18 protein-coding genes and 5 tRNA genes are annotated in these 17673 nt (G+C 36.4%); 5 read left to right on the top strand and 18 right to left on the bottom strand.

From position 1 onward, the window contains the following. The first annotated feature begins 88 nt into the window (after window positions 1-88). Entirely contained in the window at window positions 89-2062 is a 1974-nt protein-coding gene (locus tag LF887_RS05845; protein ID WP_236857886.1) for a tetratricopeptide repeat-containing sensor histidine kinase, read from the top strand. Continuing rightward, the gene (locus LF887_RS05840) at window positions 2052-2690 is read left to right on the top strand and encodes a response regulator (RefSeq protein WP_236857885.1); all 639 of its coding nucleotides are present in this window, start codon (window positions 2052-2054) and stop codon (window positions 2688-2690) included. The genes LF887_RS05845 and LF887_RS05840 overlap by 11 nt, the downstream gene beginning before the upstream one ends. 48 nt (window positions 2691-2738) lie before the next feature. On the opposite strand, the gene LF887_RS05835 is transcribed toward LF887_RS05840, so the two are convergent. Next, a complete protein-coding gene (locus LF887_RS05835) occupies window positions 2739-3170 on the bottom strand; it encodes a hypothetical protein (protein ID WP_236857884.1) in 432 nt (143 codons plus the stop codon). Window positions 3171-3417: 247 nt separating this feature from the next. On the opposite strand from LF887_RS05835, the gene LF887_RS05830 reads away from it, so the two are divergent. From LF887_RS05830 to LF887_RS05820, 3 genes are all read left to right on the top strand, one after another. Then, window positions 3418-4056: an alpha/beta hydrolase gene (locus tag LF887_RS05830; protein WP_236857883.1), complete on the top strand. Its 639-nt coding sequence runs from the start codon at window positions 3418-3420 to the stop codon at window positions 4054-4056. Window positions 4057-4178: 122 nt separating this feature from the next. Next, window positions 4179-5498 carry a PDZ domain-containing protein gene (locus tag LF887_RS05825; RefSeq protein WP_236857882.1) on the top strand — a complete coding sequence of 440 codons (1320 nt, stop codon included), beginning with the start codon at window positions 4179-4181 and terminating at the stop codon, window positions 5496-5498. A gap of 3 nt (window positions 5499-5501) precedes the next feature. Then, window positions 5502-6029: a hypothetical protein gene (locus tag LF887_RS05820; RefSeq protein ID WP_236857881.1), complete on the top strand. Its 528-nt coding sequence runs from the start codon at window positions 5502-5504 to the stop codon at window positions 6027-6029. On the opposite strand, the gene LF887_RS05815 is transcribed toward LF887_RS05820, so the two are convergent. The 17 genes from LF887_RS05815 to LF887_RS05735 form a co-directional block, all read right to left on the bottom strand. Beyond that, on the bottom strand, window positions 6022-7050 hold the full coding sequence (locus tag LF887_RS05815) for a L,D-transpeptidase (protein WP_236857880.1): 1029 nt from the start codon (window positions 7048-7050) through the stop codon (window positions 6022-6024). The two genes, LF887_RS05820 and LF887_RS05815, sit on opposite strands and share 8 nt — an antisense overlap. 572 nt (window positions 7051-7622) lie before the next feature. After that, window positions 7623-7696 (bottom strand) — tRNA-Asp (locus tag LF887_RS05810). 32 nt (window positions 7697-7728) lie between these two features. Next, window positions 7729-7802 (bottom strand) — tRNA-Asp (locus tag LF887_RS05805). 32 nt (window positions 7803-7834) lie between these two features. Next, window positions 7835-7908: transfer RNA gene (locus tag LF887_RS05800), tRNA-Asp, on the bottom strand. Between the two features lie 32 nt (window positions 7909-7940). After that, window positions 7941-8014: transfer RNA gene (locus LF887_RS05795), tRNA-Asp, on the bottom strand. A gap of 32 nt (window positions 8015-8046) precedes the next feature. After that, a tRNA-Asp gene (locus tag LF887_RS05790) sits at window positions 8047-8120 on the bottom strand. Between the two features lie 125 nt (window positions 8121-8245). Next, window positions 8246-8563 carry a thioredoxin gene (gene trxA / locus LF887_RS05785; protein WP_236857879.1) on the bottom strand — a complete coding sequence of 106 codons (318 nt, stop codon included), beginning with the start codon at window positions 8561-8563 and terminating at the stop codon, window positions 8246-8248. A gap of 86 nt (window positions 8564-8649) precedes the next feature. Continuing rightward, window positions 8650-9825, bottom strand: a complete 1176-nt coding sequence (locus LF887_RS05780) for a cysteine desulfurase family protein (RefSeq protein ID WP_236857878.1) — start codon at window positions 9823-9825, stop codon at window positions 8650-8652. 2 nt (window positions 9826-9827) lie between these two features. Next, the gene (locus tag LF887_RS05775; RefSeq protein ID WP_236857877.1) at window positions 9828-10295 is read right to left on the bottom strand and encodes a hypothetical protein; all 468 of its coding nucleotides are present in this window, start codon (window positions 10293-10295) and stop codon (window positions 9828-9830) included. Window positions 10296-10319: 24 nt separating this feature from the next. Next, entirely contained in the window at window positions 10320-10907 is a 588-nt protein-coding gene (locus LF887_RS05770) for an HAD family hydrolase (protein WP_236857876.1), read from the bottom strand. Window positions 10908-10911: 4 nt separating this feature from the next. Beyond that, a complete protein-coding gene (locus LF887_RS05765) occupies window positions 10912-11637 on the bottom strand; it encodes an SDR family NAD(P)-dependent oxidoreductase (RefSeq protein ID WP_236857875.1) in 726 nt (241 codons plus the stop codon). Beyond that, window positions 11637-12956, bottom strand: coding sequence for an FAD-binding oxidoreductase (locus LF887_RS05760; RefSeq protein ID WP_236857874.1), 1320 nt, complete (start codon window positions 12954-12956; stop codon window positions 11637-11639). Before LF887_RS05760 ends, LF887_RS05765 begins: the two co-directional genes overlap by 1 nt. Further along, on the bottom strand, window positions 12953-13840 hold the full coding sequence (locus LF887_RS05755; protein WP_236857873.1) for a decaprenyl-phosphate phosphoribosyltransferase: 888 nt from the start codon (window positions 13838-13840) through the stop codon (window positions 12953-12955). The genes LF887_RS05760 and LF887_RS05755 overlap by 4 nt, the downstream gene beginning before the upstream one ends. A gap of 109 nt (window positions 13841-13949) precedes the next feature. After that, window positions 13950-14639, bottom strand: coding sequence for an OmpA family protein (locus LF887_RS05750; RefSeq protein WP_236857872.1), 690 nt, complete (start codon window positions 14637-14639; stop codon window positions 13950-13952). Window positions 14640-14664: 25 nt separating this feature from the next. Then, window positions 14665-15156 (bottom strand): lipocalin family protein, encoded by a 492-nt coding sequence (locus tag LF887_RS05745; RefSeq protein WP_236857871.1) that lies wholly within the window; start codon window positions 15154-15156, stop codon window positions 14665-14667. Window positions 15157-15280: 124 nt separating this feature from the next. Then, a complete protein-coding gene (locus LF887_RS05740; protein WP_236857870.1) occupies window positions 15281-16966 on the bottom strand; it encodes a S8 family serine peptidase in 1686 nt (561 codons plus the stop codon). Window positions 16967-17053: 87 nt separating this feature from the next. After that, entirely contained in the window at window positions 17054-17671 is a 618-nt protein-coding gene (locus LF887_RS05735; protein ID WP_236857869.1) for a WbqC family protein, read from the bottom strand. Between the last annotated feature and the right edge of the window lie 2 nt (window positions 17672-17673).

Raw genomic sequence — 17673 nt, 5'->3', positions numbered from 1 at the left:
TTTTTTCTACCTAAATTCAGGTATTTTTTATACTGAAATTTTTAATTAAATTGAACTTTTTAAAAATATCCTACAGAATTGATATCCAATGAAGAGATTACTTATCCTATTAAGCCTATTGTTGTCATTTAATTTACAATCCCAGCAAATCATTCCGCTTAATGAGAAATCTTATGTAGACAGCTTACAAAATATTACAAAAAAAAGTCTTCCTGACCCTTCAAAAGCAACAGCACTTTTTCTTCTGTCTAATTATTACAGAAACATTGATTCTCTTTTGAGTAAAAAGTTCCTTGAGAATGGGAAAATACTCGCCAAAAACGATCCTTTAATTTCAGCAAAATATTATTACTACGAAGGACAATATTATCTTGACCGGAACAGGACGAAAGCAGCAGTCTCCTATGAAAAGGCTATTAAAGCTTTATCTAAGTTCAGGAATGAGGAATCGGATTTCTTTCAGGCATTGGCCTGGTACAGCTATGGAGTTTCTCAAAAAAATAAAGAGGGTTATCTACCATTGGTCAAGATTATTCTTGAAAAGAGTCTTCCGCTTGTCAAAAAATATGAAAACAGCAGAAATCTAGGCTTTTTATACACACAGCTTGCTGTTATTCTTACTTATAATGCCCAGTTTAAAAAGGCAGAGAACTACAATAATAAAGCGTTAGAAATTCTTGAAAAAAAATTTCCAAATTCTGCAGAATTATTTTTCACTTACCTCAACTCCGCTAATAATTTCTGCTATCAGGCTAATGGAGATGAGGCTCAAAAGTATCTTAACAAGGCGGAAAAGTTAATTGAGCCTTATCCGGAATCTTCATCCAATGCTTTCTATTATTATAGCAAAACCCTTTTTTATATTACGAGGCAAAGGAATTCAGAAGCGCTCCCTATTATTGACAAAGGAATCTTTTACGCCAAAAAATTCAATCAGAATCTTCTCGCACAAATGTTTTATTTCAATAAATATGACATTTTAAAAAAGCTTAAAAGATATCATGAAGCCAAGAGCACTCTAGAAGATGTTTTAGCAGAAAAAACCTTAGCCATTGATCTCAATAACAGAAAAACCTTCTATAAACAACTCTCTTTACTAAATGAGGAACTAGGAGATACGAAAGAAGCACTGAAGTGGGAGCAAAAGTATTCCAAACTCAATGACAGCCTGAATATTGAAAATGTAAAACTGGAGATCAATAAACTTGAATCTAAATTCAACACTGCAGAAAAAGAAAGAAAAATAGCCACCTTAAACGCAGAGAAAAACCAAAAAGATCTGGAAGTAAATAAGAAAAATTCCTATTTATGGGGAATGGGACTCGTCCTGTTGCTGGCGTTGAGTCTCTTAGCTTTCTTTTATATTCTTTTCAGGAAAAATAATAAAATAAACACGCAAAAAATAAACGATATTAAGCAAAAGGAGGAATTATCACTCACCAAAGCTATTCTTGACGGTGAAGAAAGAGAAAGAGAACGTATTGCTCGAGACCTTCATGATGGTCTAGGGGGAATGCTGGCCGGTGTTAAAATTAATTTTTCGACCTGGTCTGCCAACCATTTACAGCCTGAAAAAGATGAAGAATTTTATAAGATTTTAGGACAGCTGGACAGCTCTGTAAGTGAACTCCGCCATGTAGCACGAAATTTAATGCCGGAATCACTGCTTAATTTTGGGCTCGAAACGGCCTTGGATGATCTTTGTGAATTCTATACCAGAAAAGATCTTGAAATTGATTTCCAAGCAATTGGCATTGAAAAAAAAGTGCCTTTAAATATTCAGCTTAATATTTACAGAATTGTACAGGAGCTTTTAGCAAATGCAGTAAAGCATGCACAGGCTACCAGTATCTTACTTCAGTGTTCCCAATCGGGAGAAAATTTTCTCATCACTATTGAAGATAATGGAAAAGGATTTGAGAAAGAGGTTGAAAAGACGACTAAAAGTATGGGACTTCATAACTTAAGAAACCGTGTCAACTACCTGAAAGGAAAAATGGAAATAAACTCTGACCATCAAGGGACAACTATTAATATAGAGCTTAACATTCATGAAGAATAGAAAAATAAGTATTGTCATTGTAGATGACCACCCTATTGTCATCGAAGGATTAAGAACCATGCTGAACAGCCAGCCATTTTTCAATGTTACCGAAACCTTCACGTCGGGTTCAGAAGTGATCAACTTTATCCGGTCCCATACTGTGGACATTATTTTTCTGGATATTACTTTACCTGATATCAATGGTACAGAGCTCTGCAGAGAAATTAAAGCTATTTCACAAGAAACGTCAGTGATCATGTTCAGTAACCGTTCTGAACGAAGTATTATTATTCAGTCGATACAAAACGGAGCAAGCGGCTATATTCTCAAAAACACTTCTATTGACGAGCTTGTCATATGTATCAAAGGGGCCCTTTCAGGAGATATTGTTTTTTGTAATGAGACGAAGCAAATCATCAGTCGGCCGGCTCACAACATTCTCCCTATTCCAAGGCTTACCAAAAGGGAAAAACAGATCCTGCAGATGGTAGCTCAGGGAAAAACAAGCAACAGGATTGCTGAAGAGCTTTTTCTAAGTCCGCTTACTGTAGATACCCACCGTAAGAACTTACTGCAAAAGTTTCACGCAAAAAATTCAACAGAGCTTATTAATCTTGCTGTACAGCAAGATATGATTGAAGAATAAAAAAAACCGCTGTTAAAGCGGTTTTTTTGTATATCGGTATCAATTTTTTTAAGGTTCCAAGAAGCTGTAATCAAGAGAAGCGACTAATACTCCTTTACCTTTTTTCTTAACGGTTCTGGCAACTTCCCCATCTATATAAAGGTTAATAGTCAATTCTGAATTATCATCCGGCATCGTTGCGTTTGCATCCAGATTAAGCTGTGCCTGGCTAGAGTTTACAAAGAATTCTCCGCTTGTCCAAGGTGATGTTACAGGTGATGTTGGAGTGTTATAAATGGTATTCTGAGAAGTACCCACTTGAGTTATAACGCTTATGATCTTACCTCCGGTAGTAGTTTTCACTTCAAACTGCACCACATGATCCTGAAATTCATCATCATCATCTTTTTTACAAGAGCTGACCACGGTAATGACAGAAAATAATAAAACGAATAAAAAAGAAAGTCTTAGTAAACTTTTTGAATTGTAAAATTGCTTCATTTCTCCAAATAGATTTTTTAATGTTTCAAATATAAGTTTTTTATTAATATAAAAATAACTTTTATGAAAAATTTCCAACAAAGATTTACAAATAATATCAAATCGACAAAAAATACACACAGGCTCTAAAACACAATAATACAGCTCAAATAATCAATCGTTGAACATCCGCCAGTCTATCATTAAAGTTCATTGTACACATAACAAAAGTTGATTTACAATGTAATTTATTAATTATATTTGCTGTATGAATTTAGATTATATAGTAAGAGAGCCGGAAAACATTACCCCCAGCACCCCTGTTCTTTTTATGCTTCACGGCTACGGCAGCAATGAGCAGGATCTTTTCAGTTTCAGGGAAACCCTTCCCGCCGACTGGCTTATTATCAGCTTCAGAGCTCCCAGAGATACACAGTTTGAAGGATATTCATGGTATGATATCAACTTCAATGATCCTGAAAACTTTATTGACGTACCTCAGGCGAAAGAATCTTTAAATGCTGTATTAGAAAACATCTTGAAACTGATCAACCATTATGGTCTTACTGAAAGCAGAGCACATTTGTGCGGCTTCAGCCAGGGTGGAATACTATGTTATGCTTTAGCTTTAAAATATCCTGACCTTTTTAATTATGTAGCCTGCCTTAGTGCTTATCCTGAAGATAAAATCCTGGACGGTGTCATAAAAGATAAAAAGAAACTTGAAAAACTGCGTTTCTTCATTTCCCATGGTACAGATGATGCTGTCATCCCGCTTGACTGGGGAAGAAAAGGGGCCGATCTTCTTTATGACCTTAGCTGCTATTTCACCTTCAGAGAGTATATGAGCGGTCATGGTGTGAATCAGAAAAATTATATGGACCTGATGGAATTTTTCTCCAAATAGTACATGGTACGATTTTAAAATAAATTTAACATTTCACACTACTTTATTGTAGTTTATATAAACATTCCTGCATTTGGAATGTTTTTTTATTACCATAACTATAATTTCAGTAAATTCAGTAAATGAAAATTAGGTTTCTTATACTGGGATTATTATTAGGCATTATTGTAAGTGCCCAAAACTCTTTTGAGCTGATCAATACAAAAAAAGCAGTCATCCCTTTTAAGTTTATCAACAATCTTATTTTTATCCCTATCAACGTTAATGGTGCGGAACTCACTTTTCTATTAGATTCGGGTGTTTCCGAGACTATTCTTTTCAGCCTTGAAAATAAGGAACTCAGGCTGGAAAATATTGAAAAAATCAAATTTTCCGGGCTTGGAGGAAGCTTAGATATTGACGGATTAAAATCCAACCGAAATTTGGGCAAAATAGGTGAAGTTCTTGTTAATACATCTATGTCTTTTTATATTATTATTGATGAAGACTTTAATATCTCACCCCATGTCGGAATTCCTGTAAATGGAGTTATAGGATATTATTTCTTCAAAGACCATCCTATTTCTATAGATTATGTTACAAAAAAAATAACAGTTTATGAAACCCTTGATCCTTTAAAAAAGAAGATCAGAAAGTTTGAAGAATTCCCTATCACTATTGAAAGAGACAAGCCTTATCTTCATGCTGATGTAGAGATGACGGCAGAAAGGAAGGATTCAAAACTTCTCATTGACCTTGGAAACAGTGATGCCATATGGCTCTTTCCTGCTCTCATTAAAAACTTTGTGTATAACAGACCCAATATTGATGATTTTCTGGGCCGTGGATTCAATGGAGATGTTTATGGTAAAAGAAGCAGAATTCATAATTTTTATCTGGGAAGCTTTAAGTTTGAAAAGCCGCTTACTGCTATGCCTGATGAGTTTTCTATCCAGCACGTCAATCTCGTAAAAGACAGAAAAGGCTCCGTAGGGGCAGAAATTATCCGCAGGTTTACCGCTATTTTTGATTATCCCAACAAAAAGCTATATCTTAAAAAAAATAAGTATTTTGATGATCCTTTCCATTTTAATATGAGTGGATTAGATTTCATGCAGGACGGCTTAGAATGGTCGGAAGACAAGTTAAAAATTGAAACCCAAAAATCATCAGCTGTAATAGCTGAAGTTTATAGAGACTCTTTTCAGTATAAATTCAGCTTGAAACCAATCTTTTCTATTGCAGGGGTAAGAAAAGATTCTCCAGCCTATAAAGCGGGTCTTCAGAAAGGTGACAAAGTACTAAGCATTAACGGCAATAAAACTGCTGATATGACATTGGAAAAAATTGTAGAACTTATGAGATCAAATGAAGGCCGAACCATTACGATTGTTGTTCAGAGAAAAACCGAGCAACTGACTTTCAGATTCAGTTTAGAAGATCCCATTCCTTATCAAGAATAGCATATGAATACCGAAGAAACCACCTTAGACAGAATAAGAACCAGACCCAGATTCAAAATGTTTACACATCTTACCAAGGAAGAGTATGCTGAGAACCTGAAACAATACTTTACAGAGCATAAAGATGAATTTGCCGGGAACATCAACAAAGAAGTAGCTACCATCTGGGTAGAAACCAAGTATGACAATTATTGGAAACCCCGCCTGGCACTGCGTGTAGAGATGGAGGATGAACATACGGTAATACGGGGAGTATTCGGTCCCAGCTCGGCGGTATGGACGTTTTTTATGTTTCTCTATTTTTCCTTTTCTATTCTCTGGATGGTCTTCTTCACGATGTACTATGTAGAAAAACAAATAAAAAGCGCCGAATACCCTTGGGCACTGAGCGCTTCTTTTGTAATGTTATTTTTTATTCTCCTCACTTATATTGCAGCAAGGTTTGGCCAGCATAAAGGGAAGAATGAAATGCTTAAACTGAGACGTTTTGCCGAAGAATCTACTTTACAATTTGAAAAGTTCATTAATTAGATAGCGGTTCTACAGGCTTTTCATTTTTTACAGGAGCCGCCATTGCTTTTGCAGCTTTTATTGAATCTGCTACTCTTTCTCTGTTGCTTTGTTCTTTCAGCATTTTTGGAACATCTGGTTCCAGCAGTTTCGTAAGTTCTTCCACTGAAATATTATTGGCATTGGGATCATTCAGAAGCTTTTTCCAGGGTCTTCTTCCGCCCCAGTTATAATCTCCGAATACCATTACCGCTGTACCCCGTGCTTTTGTAGTTGCTCCTCCAGGGTTTAGAATCCATGTATCTGCATAAGAATACAGCCATTGTGCATCTTTTCTGAGCAGTCTTAAACAAGAGTGTGAAGCCGGATATCCCGGAAGTGTATATTCATGCCATCCGATACCGCCTATATTATGGATATTAAAGTTATAAGGAAGCTTCCATTCACTGCTGACAGTAGAAATAGACAATTTCTTTTTCCAATTCGCAAAGGTAAGCCCCCTTGTTGTCTGAGCCGCCTTTTTCCCCATACTGGTTGGTCCCCATTTTACAAGGCTGCCGTTGGAATATACAGCATAGGCCTGAATAGGATATGAAAAGATGACAAACTTTTTTACTCCGCTCAGCACATCCAGCTGCATTGGAAATGGTGAATAAGCCATCAGTGTAGTATCTATTTTTGCAGGAACTACCAAAGTATCGGCATTCCATTTACTTTTAGAATCTAACCTGTTTAAAGCTAAAATAGCAGTACGTTCCTGCTCATTATATTTCTTACTGAACTGCGCGTATGCAGAATCTCTTGTTTTCTTATCTTTTGGAATCACAAAAGCATTATAAAACCCGTTCTCCTGCATCACCGGTGGTTCAGATTCTTTCTTTACAACCGGCACGGAGTCTTTTTTTATAGAATCTTTTTCTGCTTCCGGCATTTCAGAGGCAGCAACTGTATCTTTAAAAGTATCGCTTATTTTTTCTATTTCTTTTTTACAGGAAACGAGAAATACACCACATAAGCATGCATATAAAAATGATTTTTTCACAGATATGTTTTTCATAAATAAATCGGCCGTTTAGTTTGGCTACCCAGTACAAATATCAGACCTAAAATTGAATAACAAAAGACATTGATTAAAATACCGTAAAAAAACGGAGTTTTCAATTTATATCTTAAATTCACCGGAAACTTCAAAAACACAAATCCTGTTGTAAAAAATAAAGTCAAACAATAAAGCTTTTTAAACTATTTTAATTATTATGAATTACTATATCAGCAGGGGTTAAATCATAACCATCACCTTTTTCATATAATAATCAAAAATAAGACCTCCACAAGTGAAGGCCTTTATTTTTATTTCAAAATTTTTATGTTTTCAGAATACTTTAATACGTTTATCAAGCCGCATCGTTGGGAACTTTAAACTTGACGATGGCAAAAGTATGGATTAATATAAGACACTAAAAATAAACGACATAGAATATTATCAGATACTTTATAGAATTAGTTCTATATCACATCGGATCAGGTGCAAAAGTTGGGGGCTAAGCAAAAGTGATTGTATTAAAAAACAAAAAACCTGTAAAGAGACTTTACAGGTTTTTATGATCTTAGCTGCGATCCGGACGGGACTCGAACCCGCGACCTCCGCCGTGACAGGGCGGCATTCTAACCAGCTGAACTACCGGATCAATTTTTTTAAAGTAAATTGATAAAACTTATGCGATCCGGACGGGACTCGAACCCGCGACCTCCGCCGTGACAGGGCGGCATTCTAACCAGCTGAACTACCGGATCAATTTTTTTAAAGTAAATTGACAAAACTTATGCGATCCGGACGGGACTCGAACCCGCGACCTCCGCCGTGACAGGGCGGCATTCTAACCAGCTGAACTACCGGATCAATTTTTTTGAAGTAAATTGATAAAACTTATGCGATCCGGACGGGACTCGAACCCGCGACCTCCGCCGTGACAGGGCGGCATTCTAACCAGCTGAACTACCGGATCAATTTTTTTGAAGTAAATTGACAAAACTTATGCGATCCGGACGGGACTCGAACCCGCGACCTCCGCCGTGACAGGGCGGCATTCTAACCAACTGAACTACCGGATCAAAAATTTAAAGAACTTCGTTTCTTTTTCGTGGTTGCAAAATTACAACTTTTTTTATTCCCTGCAAATTATTTTCAAAAAAAAGCCTCCCAATCGTGGAAGGCATTCATTATCAAACTATTTTTTTTACAAGTGAGCGCTTAATTTTTCAGCGATTACCTCTTTTGGAGTTACTCCAACTAATTTGTCTACAACTTCACCGTTCTTAAAAATAAGAACGGTAGGAATATTTCTGATACCATACTGCATAGAAATCTCCTGATTGTTGTCCACATCTACCTTTCCTACTACTGCTCTTCCTTCAAAATCTGATGCTACTTCTTCGATGATTGGTCCTAAAGTTCTGCAAGGTCCACACCATACTGCCCAGAAGTCTACTAATACTGGTTTATCTGATTTCAAAACCGTATCCTGGAATGAGCTGTCTGTAATTTCTAAAGCCATGTTTGTCTCTTTTATTTTAATTAATATTATTCTCTTGTTTTTTATCTCTATTGAGTCCTCAAAATTACGACTTTTACATCATAAGACTATCTATGCTCAACATTAGTTTTTTCTATAGTGTAATCACTTGATATTTCTTTCAAAGCGCTCACCAGGGTATCGATATTCTCTTTGGTAGTCATATGGCTGAAAGAGATACGTAGTGGTGTACAGTGATCCATTTCATCCTCGGAAAGCACCATCATCATCACCATAGATGGTTTAGATGCCCCGGAAGAGCATGCACTTCCCTGTGAAATAGCAATTCCTTTCATATCCAGCTGAAGACCTATCAATGGATTTTTATAAGGCAGTAATGCGCTTAAAACAGTATAAAGGCTGTTTTCCTTCTCTGCGCTTCTTCCGTTGAATTTAATGCCATCTATTTCTGCAGAAAGCCTTTCAATGGCATAGTCTTTAATCTCCTGCATATGATGGGTATATTCATCCATATGAGCTAAAGAAATCTCCAATGCCTTCCCTAGTCCTACAATACCCGCTACATTTTCTGTTCCGGCTCTAAGACTTCTTTCCTGAGGCCCTCCCGTGATAATTCCTTTAAGGCCTGAAGCTTTTCTGATAAAAGCAAACCCTGCTCCTTTAGGCCCATGAAATTTATGGGCACTACATGAAGCGAAATCTACAGGAATATCTGAGAAATCCAGGTTCATATGAGCCATAGTCTGTACAGTATCTGAATGGAAAAGAGCATTATACTCTTTGCATAGCTCGGCAACCTTTTTCAGATTGATAAGATTTCCTATTTCGTTATTGGCATGCATTAAACTTACCAATGTTTTTTTATCTGAAGCTTTTAATAATTCTTCTAACTTATTAAAGTCGATATCTCCCTTTTCGTTAGGACGAATGTAACTTACTTCTACTCCTTTTCTGGTTTTCATATCCAGAATACTTTCAGAAACACATTTATGTTCCATAGGAGAACTGATGATTCTCTGTACTCCAAGATGTTCTACGGAGGACTTAATGATCATATTGTTTGACTCGGTTCCACAAGAAGTAAAAATGATTTCAGCAGGACTTACATGAAGATAGTCTGCAACCTGTCTTCTTACATTTTCAATAAGGATCTTTGCTTCCTGACCAAAACTGTGAGTTGATGACGGGTTTCCGAAATTCATTTTCATAGTGCCCACCATTGCATCTATAACTTCATCTGCAAGCGGAGTGGTTGCGGCATTATCTAAATATACTTTATCCATTATTATTTTGAATATTTTAATTCTACGGAGGTAAACTGGTAATCTGCAGGAACAGTAAAAATAAACCAGGGATTTGAGATCACCTGAATTTCCATTCCACCGGAAGGTTCTCCGGCCGGAACTTCTACATACAGAATTTTATTATTTACAGAAATACTTTTGATTTCTGAAATAGTATGGCTTCCTGACCTGAAACTACCTAAATTGTAAAGAACAACTTTTTTATCCTGAGGAAATGGTGGATATTTGATGTAAGATTCCGTTGCCAGACCCGCCAGACCAAAACTTCCTCTGATGGTGCTGCGAAAATCTTTTTCATCTTTAATAATTCTGAATCCAGCCTTATCTGCTCCTCCCTGTGATTCAGAGACAAGCAGTTCAGTCTTTTCCTTTATGGCATATGATTGATGAGACGGCGCGGATGCACAGCTCATAAAAATTATCATACATACCGATAAAAGACTTTTCATTTTCTACAATTTTATCTTCCAAAATTAATGAAAAAATTGGTAATGTCCCTCATTTGCCCATTTCAACATTGGCCGATCACCGGAAGTATCACCAAATGCGATAATTTTATCGTATTTAGAATCGTTAATTTCTTCTTTAATTCTTACTAATTTCTCGGGTCCGTTACAGTTTTTACCCACAAAGTTTCCTGTGAAAACACCGTTCTTAAACTCTGCCCGCGTAGAAACAAGCTCCATTTTAAGTTCATCAGCAAAAGGCTTCACCCAGATATCCAGTGAAGCAGTAACCAATAAACTTTGTGTATTATTCCTATCGATATTTTTTATAAAGTCTAACGCATTCTCCCTCACAATTTCAGGATAATGATGTTCAAAAAACTGCTTAGATTTCATTTCAATCTTTTCCTGAGTCTGCCCTCTCAAAATAGACCCGATAAAGCTTTTTTTCACTTTTTCTGTTTCAGCCAGTTTTAGCTTCAGCAGAATAAAGAGCGGTACATGTCTCAAAAATTGTATCCGGTATTTTGTAGAATTGTAGAATTTAAGATACATAAACATAGTATCTTTATAGGTAAGAGTCCCATCAAAATCAAAACAATACAATTTTTTCATTTTTTTAAAGCTTTAATTTTTTAAATATAAATTCAGGAATATTTCTGATAATCAACATGATAATACTCCAAACCGGCAAAACATATGCCACATTATTTTGTTTTTTGAAGGCTTTGTAAATACAGGCTGCTGCCTGCCTGGGACTGGCAGTCAATTTAGGGTTTAATGGCAGACCTTCCGTCATTTTAGTGGCCATAAATCCGGGCTTTATGGTAAGAACATGTACTTTTTTATCAAAAAGGTAATTCCTTAAACCACTTAAATAAGCTGTAAAGGCTGCTTTTGCGCTTCCATAGATAAAATTACTCTGTCTTCCTCTGTCTCCTGCCACTGATGAAAGCCCAATGATTGTTCCTGATCTTCTGTTTTCAAATTTATGGGCAAAATAATTCATTACAGGAACCAGCTTGGAATAATTAATATCAATAATACGCTGTGTATTTTTATTATCATACAAACCTTCTTCAGTTCCTTCTCCCAGATATCCTACGGCACAAAATAATACATTTGAATTGATCGTATCAAATCTGTTGTAATCAATTTCTTTTGTCAGATCCAGTTCAATCACTTCAGACTGCTGGAGAAACTTTACATCAATATGTCTTGCAAATCTCTCTGTAGTTTCTTTATTTGAGGTAAAAAGATAGATTTTTTCAAATTTTTCACCTTCCTGAAGTGCTTTTTCCACAAAAGCCTGTGCTACTTCAGATGTACTTCCGAGAACTATCATTATGAGTTATTATTTATGATTCTTTTGTGCTGTAAAGACACAAATTTGGAACTTCTAATATTTTTCAGGTAATTGGTAAGCGATGATCTGCTCATGCTGTCCTTGGTAAGGTAAATTCTCCCTCCAAATTCCTGTACAATGCCATCAAGCTGGTCTACCAATTTCTTTAGCTTTGAATTCACTTTAAAATCGAGTGCCAGGGTGTATCCTTCCATAGGGAATGAGTTGTAGGCATCGGGATTATGTTTTCCAAAAAGTTTTAAAACAGCTAAAAATGATCCGTTTCCGCTTTTGGCGATCGTCTCAAGAATCTTTTTCATTCCTTCTTTTCCGGCTTCTTTAGGGATGACCATCTGATATTGTATAAAACCAGATTTACCATAGATTTTATTCCATTCATTCACGGCATCTAAAGGATAGAAGAACGTCTCATAATCAATAAAGTTTTTAACTTCTTTTTTAGATTGCTTTTTATAATATAACCAATTGAAGAGTTTTACTGTCAGGGCATTCAATACAAATCCAGGAAAATAAAAGGGAACAGTTGGCTGCAGTTTTTTCTTTAATCGTAAAGGTGTTTTTCCAAGATTTTGAGGAAGCTCGTGTTGAAAGGCATGTTCCCCTCTCATCAGAATACTTCTTCCGATATCCTTTCCTTTCTGAAGACAATCAATCCAGGCCACTGTATAAGTCCAGCTTTCACTTTCATCAAAAAGCTTAAAAATCTCGTCCAGATTTTCTGCCTTGATACTTTCCTGACGGATGTAGGCAGATTCTATATTTTTAAGTTTAAATTTTGCAGTAAGAATAATTCCTGTAAGTCCCATTCCTCCGATTGTAGACCAGAACTTATCTGAATTTTCTTCTCTGGAGCAGGTAATAATATCTCCGCTCTCAGTCATTAGCTTGAACTCAATAACATATTCTGAGAAACAACCTTCGGCATGATGGTTCTTTCCATGAACATCAGATGCAATAGCGCCCCCTACAGAAATAAACTTGGTTCCGGGAGTCACATAAAGGAAGTATCCTTGGGGAACTGCTATTTCAAGGACATCCGAAAGCAATACTCCGGACTCACATTCTATAACGCCGTTTAAACGGTCAAAACTGATAAATTTATTTAATTTTTTGGTAGAAAATATAGATTCTCCTAATGAGGCATCTCCATAACATCTTCCATTTCCTCTTGCGATAATTTCGTTGTGATTGAGTACAAAATCTTTTATTTTTTTGAAGCTGTCTTCAGATCGCATTTCTTTTTCTACTACCGGGTAATTACCCCAGTTTGTAACTTTTTGTGTGAAATTCGGCTTCATTTTTTAAAGTAAATTTGAATTAAAAATGTGGCAACCCAAAGCAATAGAGTAACCTGTATATAACGGTCTCTGTATACAATTTTGGTAGGAGATTCTGTTCTGTTGTAAACTAATGTCTGCTGAAGATATCTCAGCAAGGCAAATACTACAAAAACTACGGTATAAAAAACCCGTTGATGGAATCTTGCCTGAACTTCCGGTGACAGGGTAAACATCAGATAACAAACGATAGCCAGTGTAATGGAAATAGATAATGCAATATCTGCAAACTGAACATTATACCCATCCAGAGATCTCCTTGTCTTTCCTGATATCTGTGCATTAATAAGCTCTCCTCTCCTTTTCCCGATCGCCAATACCAGCGCCAATACAAAAGTTAATAAAATAGCCCATTGTGAGATGCTGATCCCCGTAATATACCCTCCGGCAAGTACCCGCAGTACAAATCCGATTGCAATGATAAAAATATCAATAATCGGAACGTGCTTAAGCCTGAACGTATAGGCCAGATTCATTACGACGTAAAAACCTATGATGACAGCAAATTTCCATAAGGGCTGCTGAAAATAAAACTGTGCTAAAAATACGAGAATGATATCTGCTACCACCAGCCCTATAAGAATTCCTATAGCATTTGGTTTTGAAATAGCTCCGCTTGCCAGAGGTCTTCTTCTCTTTTCCGGATGTTTCCGGTCTGCCTCAATATCATTATAATCATTCAGGATATAAACAACGCTTGCTGCAAGAGAGAATATAGCAAAAGCGAAAATGCTTTTAGCAAGCAGATCAAAGTTGGTGATATTACCAGAAAAGAACAGAGGGACGAATACAAACAGGTTTTTCACCCATTGCTCCACACGGAGCAGTTTTAAATATTTCTTCATTTATGTTGTTTCAAATGCAAAAATAGTAAATTCAAAGTTTTCCAAGGATAAAAATACAAAAAAAACCGCCGGAGCGGTCTTTTACGAAAATATTTATATGTTAAATTACTTACTGCCCTTGTTTGGCATCGTTAATCATTTTCTCATTTGCAGTAATTGCGAATTCAACTCTTCTGTTTTTAGCTCTTCCTTCATCAGTATCATTACTTGCAACCGGCATATTTTTACCTTCACCTTTTGTAAACATTCTTGATGAAGCAACTCCTTTACCTGATAAGTAAGATTTCACAGCATCGGCTCTTCTTTGAGAAAGTGCCAGATTATAAGCATCTTTACCTACGCTGTCTGTATAACCGTAGATATTAATGTTGGTATCCGGGTTATCTGCCAATACCTGAGCCAGCTTATCAAGGTTAGTTTGGGCCACAGAAGTAAGGTTTGAAGAATCGAAAGCAAAGTTGACAATACTCTCGTTCATTGTTACTTTGATACCGTCTCCTACTCTTTCTACCTGAGCTCCCGGCAGTGTTTCTTTAATATCTTTAGCCTGCTTATCCATTTTGTTACCGATAACATTACCCGCAACACCACCGATAATACCTCCAAGTACAGCACCAATAGCACCATTTCCTCCTCTACCTACATTGTTACCAAGGATACCACCAAGAACGGCTCCTGAAGCAACACCTACAGCAGTTCCTCTTTGTTGGTGATTCGAATTCTGAACCGCTTCACAACTTGTCAGTAATAATGCTGATGACAAGAAAAGGGCTCCTACGTATGTTTTAGTAAATTTCATTTTTTTGATCTTTTATGTTGATAAATTATTTCATTCCTGCTCTCTGGAAGTTGTAAACAACTTTTACATTTCCTCCTTCAAACGGAACATCTTGCTGAAGTGAAAACTGATCTGTAGTCTGGTTAATCAGCGTCAGGGTATATCCTGCTGTATTTTGTTTTGCTTTAGTACCATCAGCAATTTTTTTAAACATAAACGTATTACCGTCTTTTACTTCAAATTTGATGGGTTGTGTAAATGCCGGGCAATTTCCACCACCGTTTAAAGTATACGCGCCTGTCCAGTTGTTCGGAATCAGTCTCCAGTGGCTTCCTACAAAACATTGTGCATCTGCACCTTCATCAAAGGGTTTAATTTTGAAACCTTTGTCGTAATCTACACTCACGATCTGCCAGTCTCCTTTCATTTTTAGAAAGTCTGCTCTTTGATTTTGAGAGGTAGCTGCTTTATTCGCAGAGGAACAAGACACTGCAAAAAGTGATGTTCCTAACATCCCTGCAAGTAGTAACTTTTTCATTTTGTTGTTTATTATTTTGTTACTATAAAGTTACAAAAAACCGTGCCAAAATTCATAATAAAAAATAAAAAGTCCGAAAAAATTCGGACTCTTTATGGTTTCTCCTTAAAGACAGGAAGATAAATTATTTTTTAACAGCCTTTTTTACGGATTTCGAAGGCTTCACAGTTTTGGTTGGTGCTTTACCATTATAAAAATGGGTATAGGCATATTCTGCTGCTCTTTTTACATCAATAACCCCTCCGGCCTGAGAATACTCTGCGAAACCATTGGCCGTACTTGGGTTGCTGCTTTTAACAAGGGATTCAATAATCTGGTAAGGCTTCAGATCCGGCATATATGCCAGTAAAACCGCCGCGGCCCCCGCGGCAACAGGTGAAGCCATCGAAGTCCCCTGAAGATATTTATACTCGTTTTTAGGAACGGTAGAATAAATTTCTTCACCCGGAGCGAATACATTAACCATTTTCTTGTTATAGTTAGAGAAATCGGCTCTTAATGCACTATTTTTATTAGTACTGGCACCTACTACCATTACATTGTTTACAAATGGTTTTTCATCTGTAACTTTTTTAAAGTTGGTAGGATAAGCAAGATGTTCTGCAACATCTTCATTTTCGTTACCAGCTGCTTTTACCAAAAGAACGCCTTTATCTTCAGCATATTTAAAGGCATCCCAAACTACGCTTTTACCTGGTGAAACAGGTTTTCCGAAGCTCATGTTAAGAATTTTAGCTCCATTATCAACTGCATATCTAATTGCATTAGCAACATCTTTGTCTCTTTCATCTCCATTGGGAACGGTTCTTACAGACATTATTTTTGCTACTTTGGAAGCCACTCCGTACTGAATTTCATTTCCCTGAGGAAGACCGGCAATAATTCCTGCTACGTGGGTTCCATGCTCCGCATCAGCACCTTCGTAATGGTTATTTCCATAGATTTTCTCAGAGTAATCATCATAATTATCTCCTACAATTTCTTTTCTTGTGTCATAACTTAAGTCATATTGCTTAGACTGAGGAGAATAGTAATCAATGGCTTCTTTCATTTGATCTTTAATCGCTTTTTCAAACTCTTCGGAAGATTTTCCTTTAAATTCCGGGCTCTGAGATACTCGCCCCAGGATATCTAGTGCGATAGCATCTTTTTGCTCTGTAGGAGGTTTTATAGCGGCTATAGTTTGTGCATTAACTGGTTTTCCTCCTAATAATTTCACCATATTAGGAATCAATTCGTTAATCATTGCATAGGTCTGAAGGCCCTGTTTTGCTTCTACACTTTTCTTATTGAAAAGTTCTTTAGACTTCATATACATTGCAAATTCTTCCGGCATTTTGGCCTGATTTGCTTTATTTTTTGTGGAATCGTCACCTTCAAAAACAGGTTTATATTTGGCAACTACTCTTGTTACCTCCATATTATCAATATCAACATCCCCGTTCTTTCCTCCCAGGAAATTCCAGCCATGTACATCGTCGATATATCCGTTCCCATCATCATCTTTACCATTTCCTGGAATTTCGTTAGGATTCGTCCATAGATTATTGATCAATCCCGGATGATCCACCTGTACTCCACTGTCCAAAACCCCAACAATTACAGGTTTAGGCTTTAGTCCTTTAGATTCCAGATATTTATAAGCGTTTGCGGTATTCACTCCATATACTTTTGAAGTGGAAAAATCTTTATGATACCAGGTCATAAGATCTTTATCTTCCTTAGGGTCAATACTTTTAGTTTTAGTCTCCTGTGCAAAAGAGAAATTAAAACCTGCTAAAAAAACGGCAGCTAATAATACCTTTTTCATATGTTGATATTTAATTTTTAAGGTAATATATAATCGCCACATTCATCTGTCTTACTAATAAAGAGTTGTAATTGCAACGATTTTATACTAATACAATTGTTTTATTTTTTTTATGTAGACCAATGATTCAGGCCCTTTGTTACAAACAAGGTCAAGAATCGATAAATCTTTCAAAAATCCGAATTTGTCTGAGAAAGTCTGATAGTATTCATCCATTTCAAATTCTGAAGGATTTTTTGCCGAAAACTTTTCTCTGAAATTGATCTCATCAGGATTTCTGATATATTCTTCATTCAAAGAGTGTGCCTTTTCTGTTTTCAGTATCTGTTGGATCACTTCTAACCCTTTAAGGTTAAAATCTAAAAGAAACTTTTCTTTGAGATCAAATATTTTCCTGAACTTATCTTCGTAATATTCAAAATAAGGAGAGCTCTGATAAGCTGTTTTAATGGACTTCCAGTGAAGATTTCTCCAGTCTTCTCTGTAAGAAATCTCAATATCTTTCGTCTCTCTCTTCCCATTATGATTTATAGGAATGATTAATGATAATTTTCCGTTTGCACCATAGATATTCGCTCTGTTTCTATAGGTTTGTTTTGGAAAACTTTCAAACTGTTCAAATACAATTTCCTTTTCAGCATCTAAAAACACTGAAAACCATGAAACCGGTGGCATATAAAATACCGGTAATAAAATATTTTGCATAA

This window comes from Chryseobacterium sp. MEBOG06, assembly GCF_021869765.1.
In the GTDB taxonomy this organism is placed as follows: domain Bacteria; phylum Bacteroidota; class Bacteroidia; order Flavobacteriales; family Weeksellaceae; genus Chryseobacterium.
This window is presented reverse-complemented; position numbering and strand designations above follow the sequence as displayed.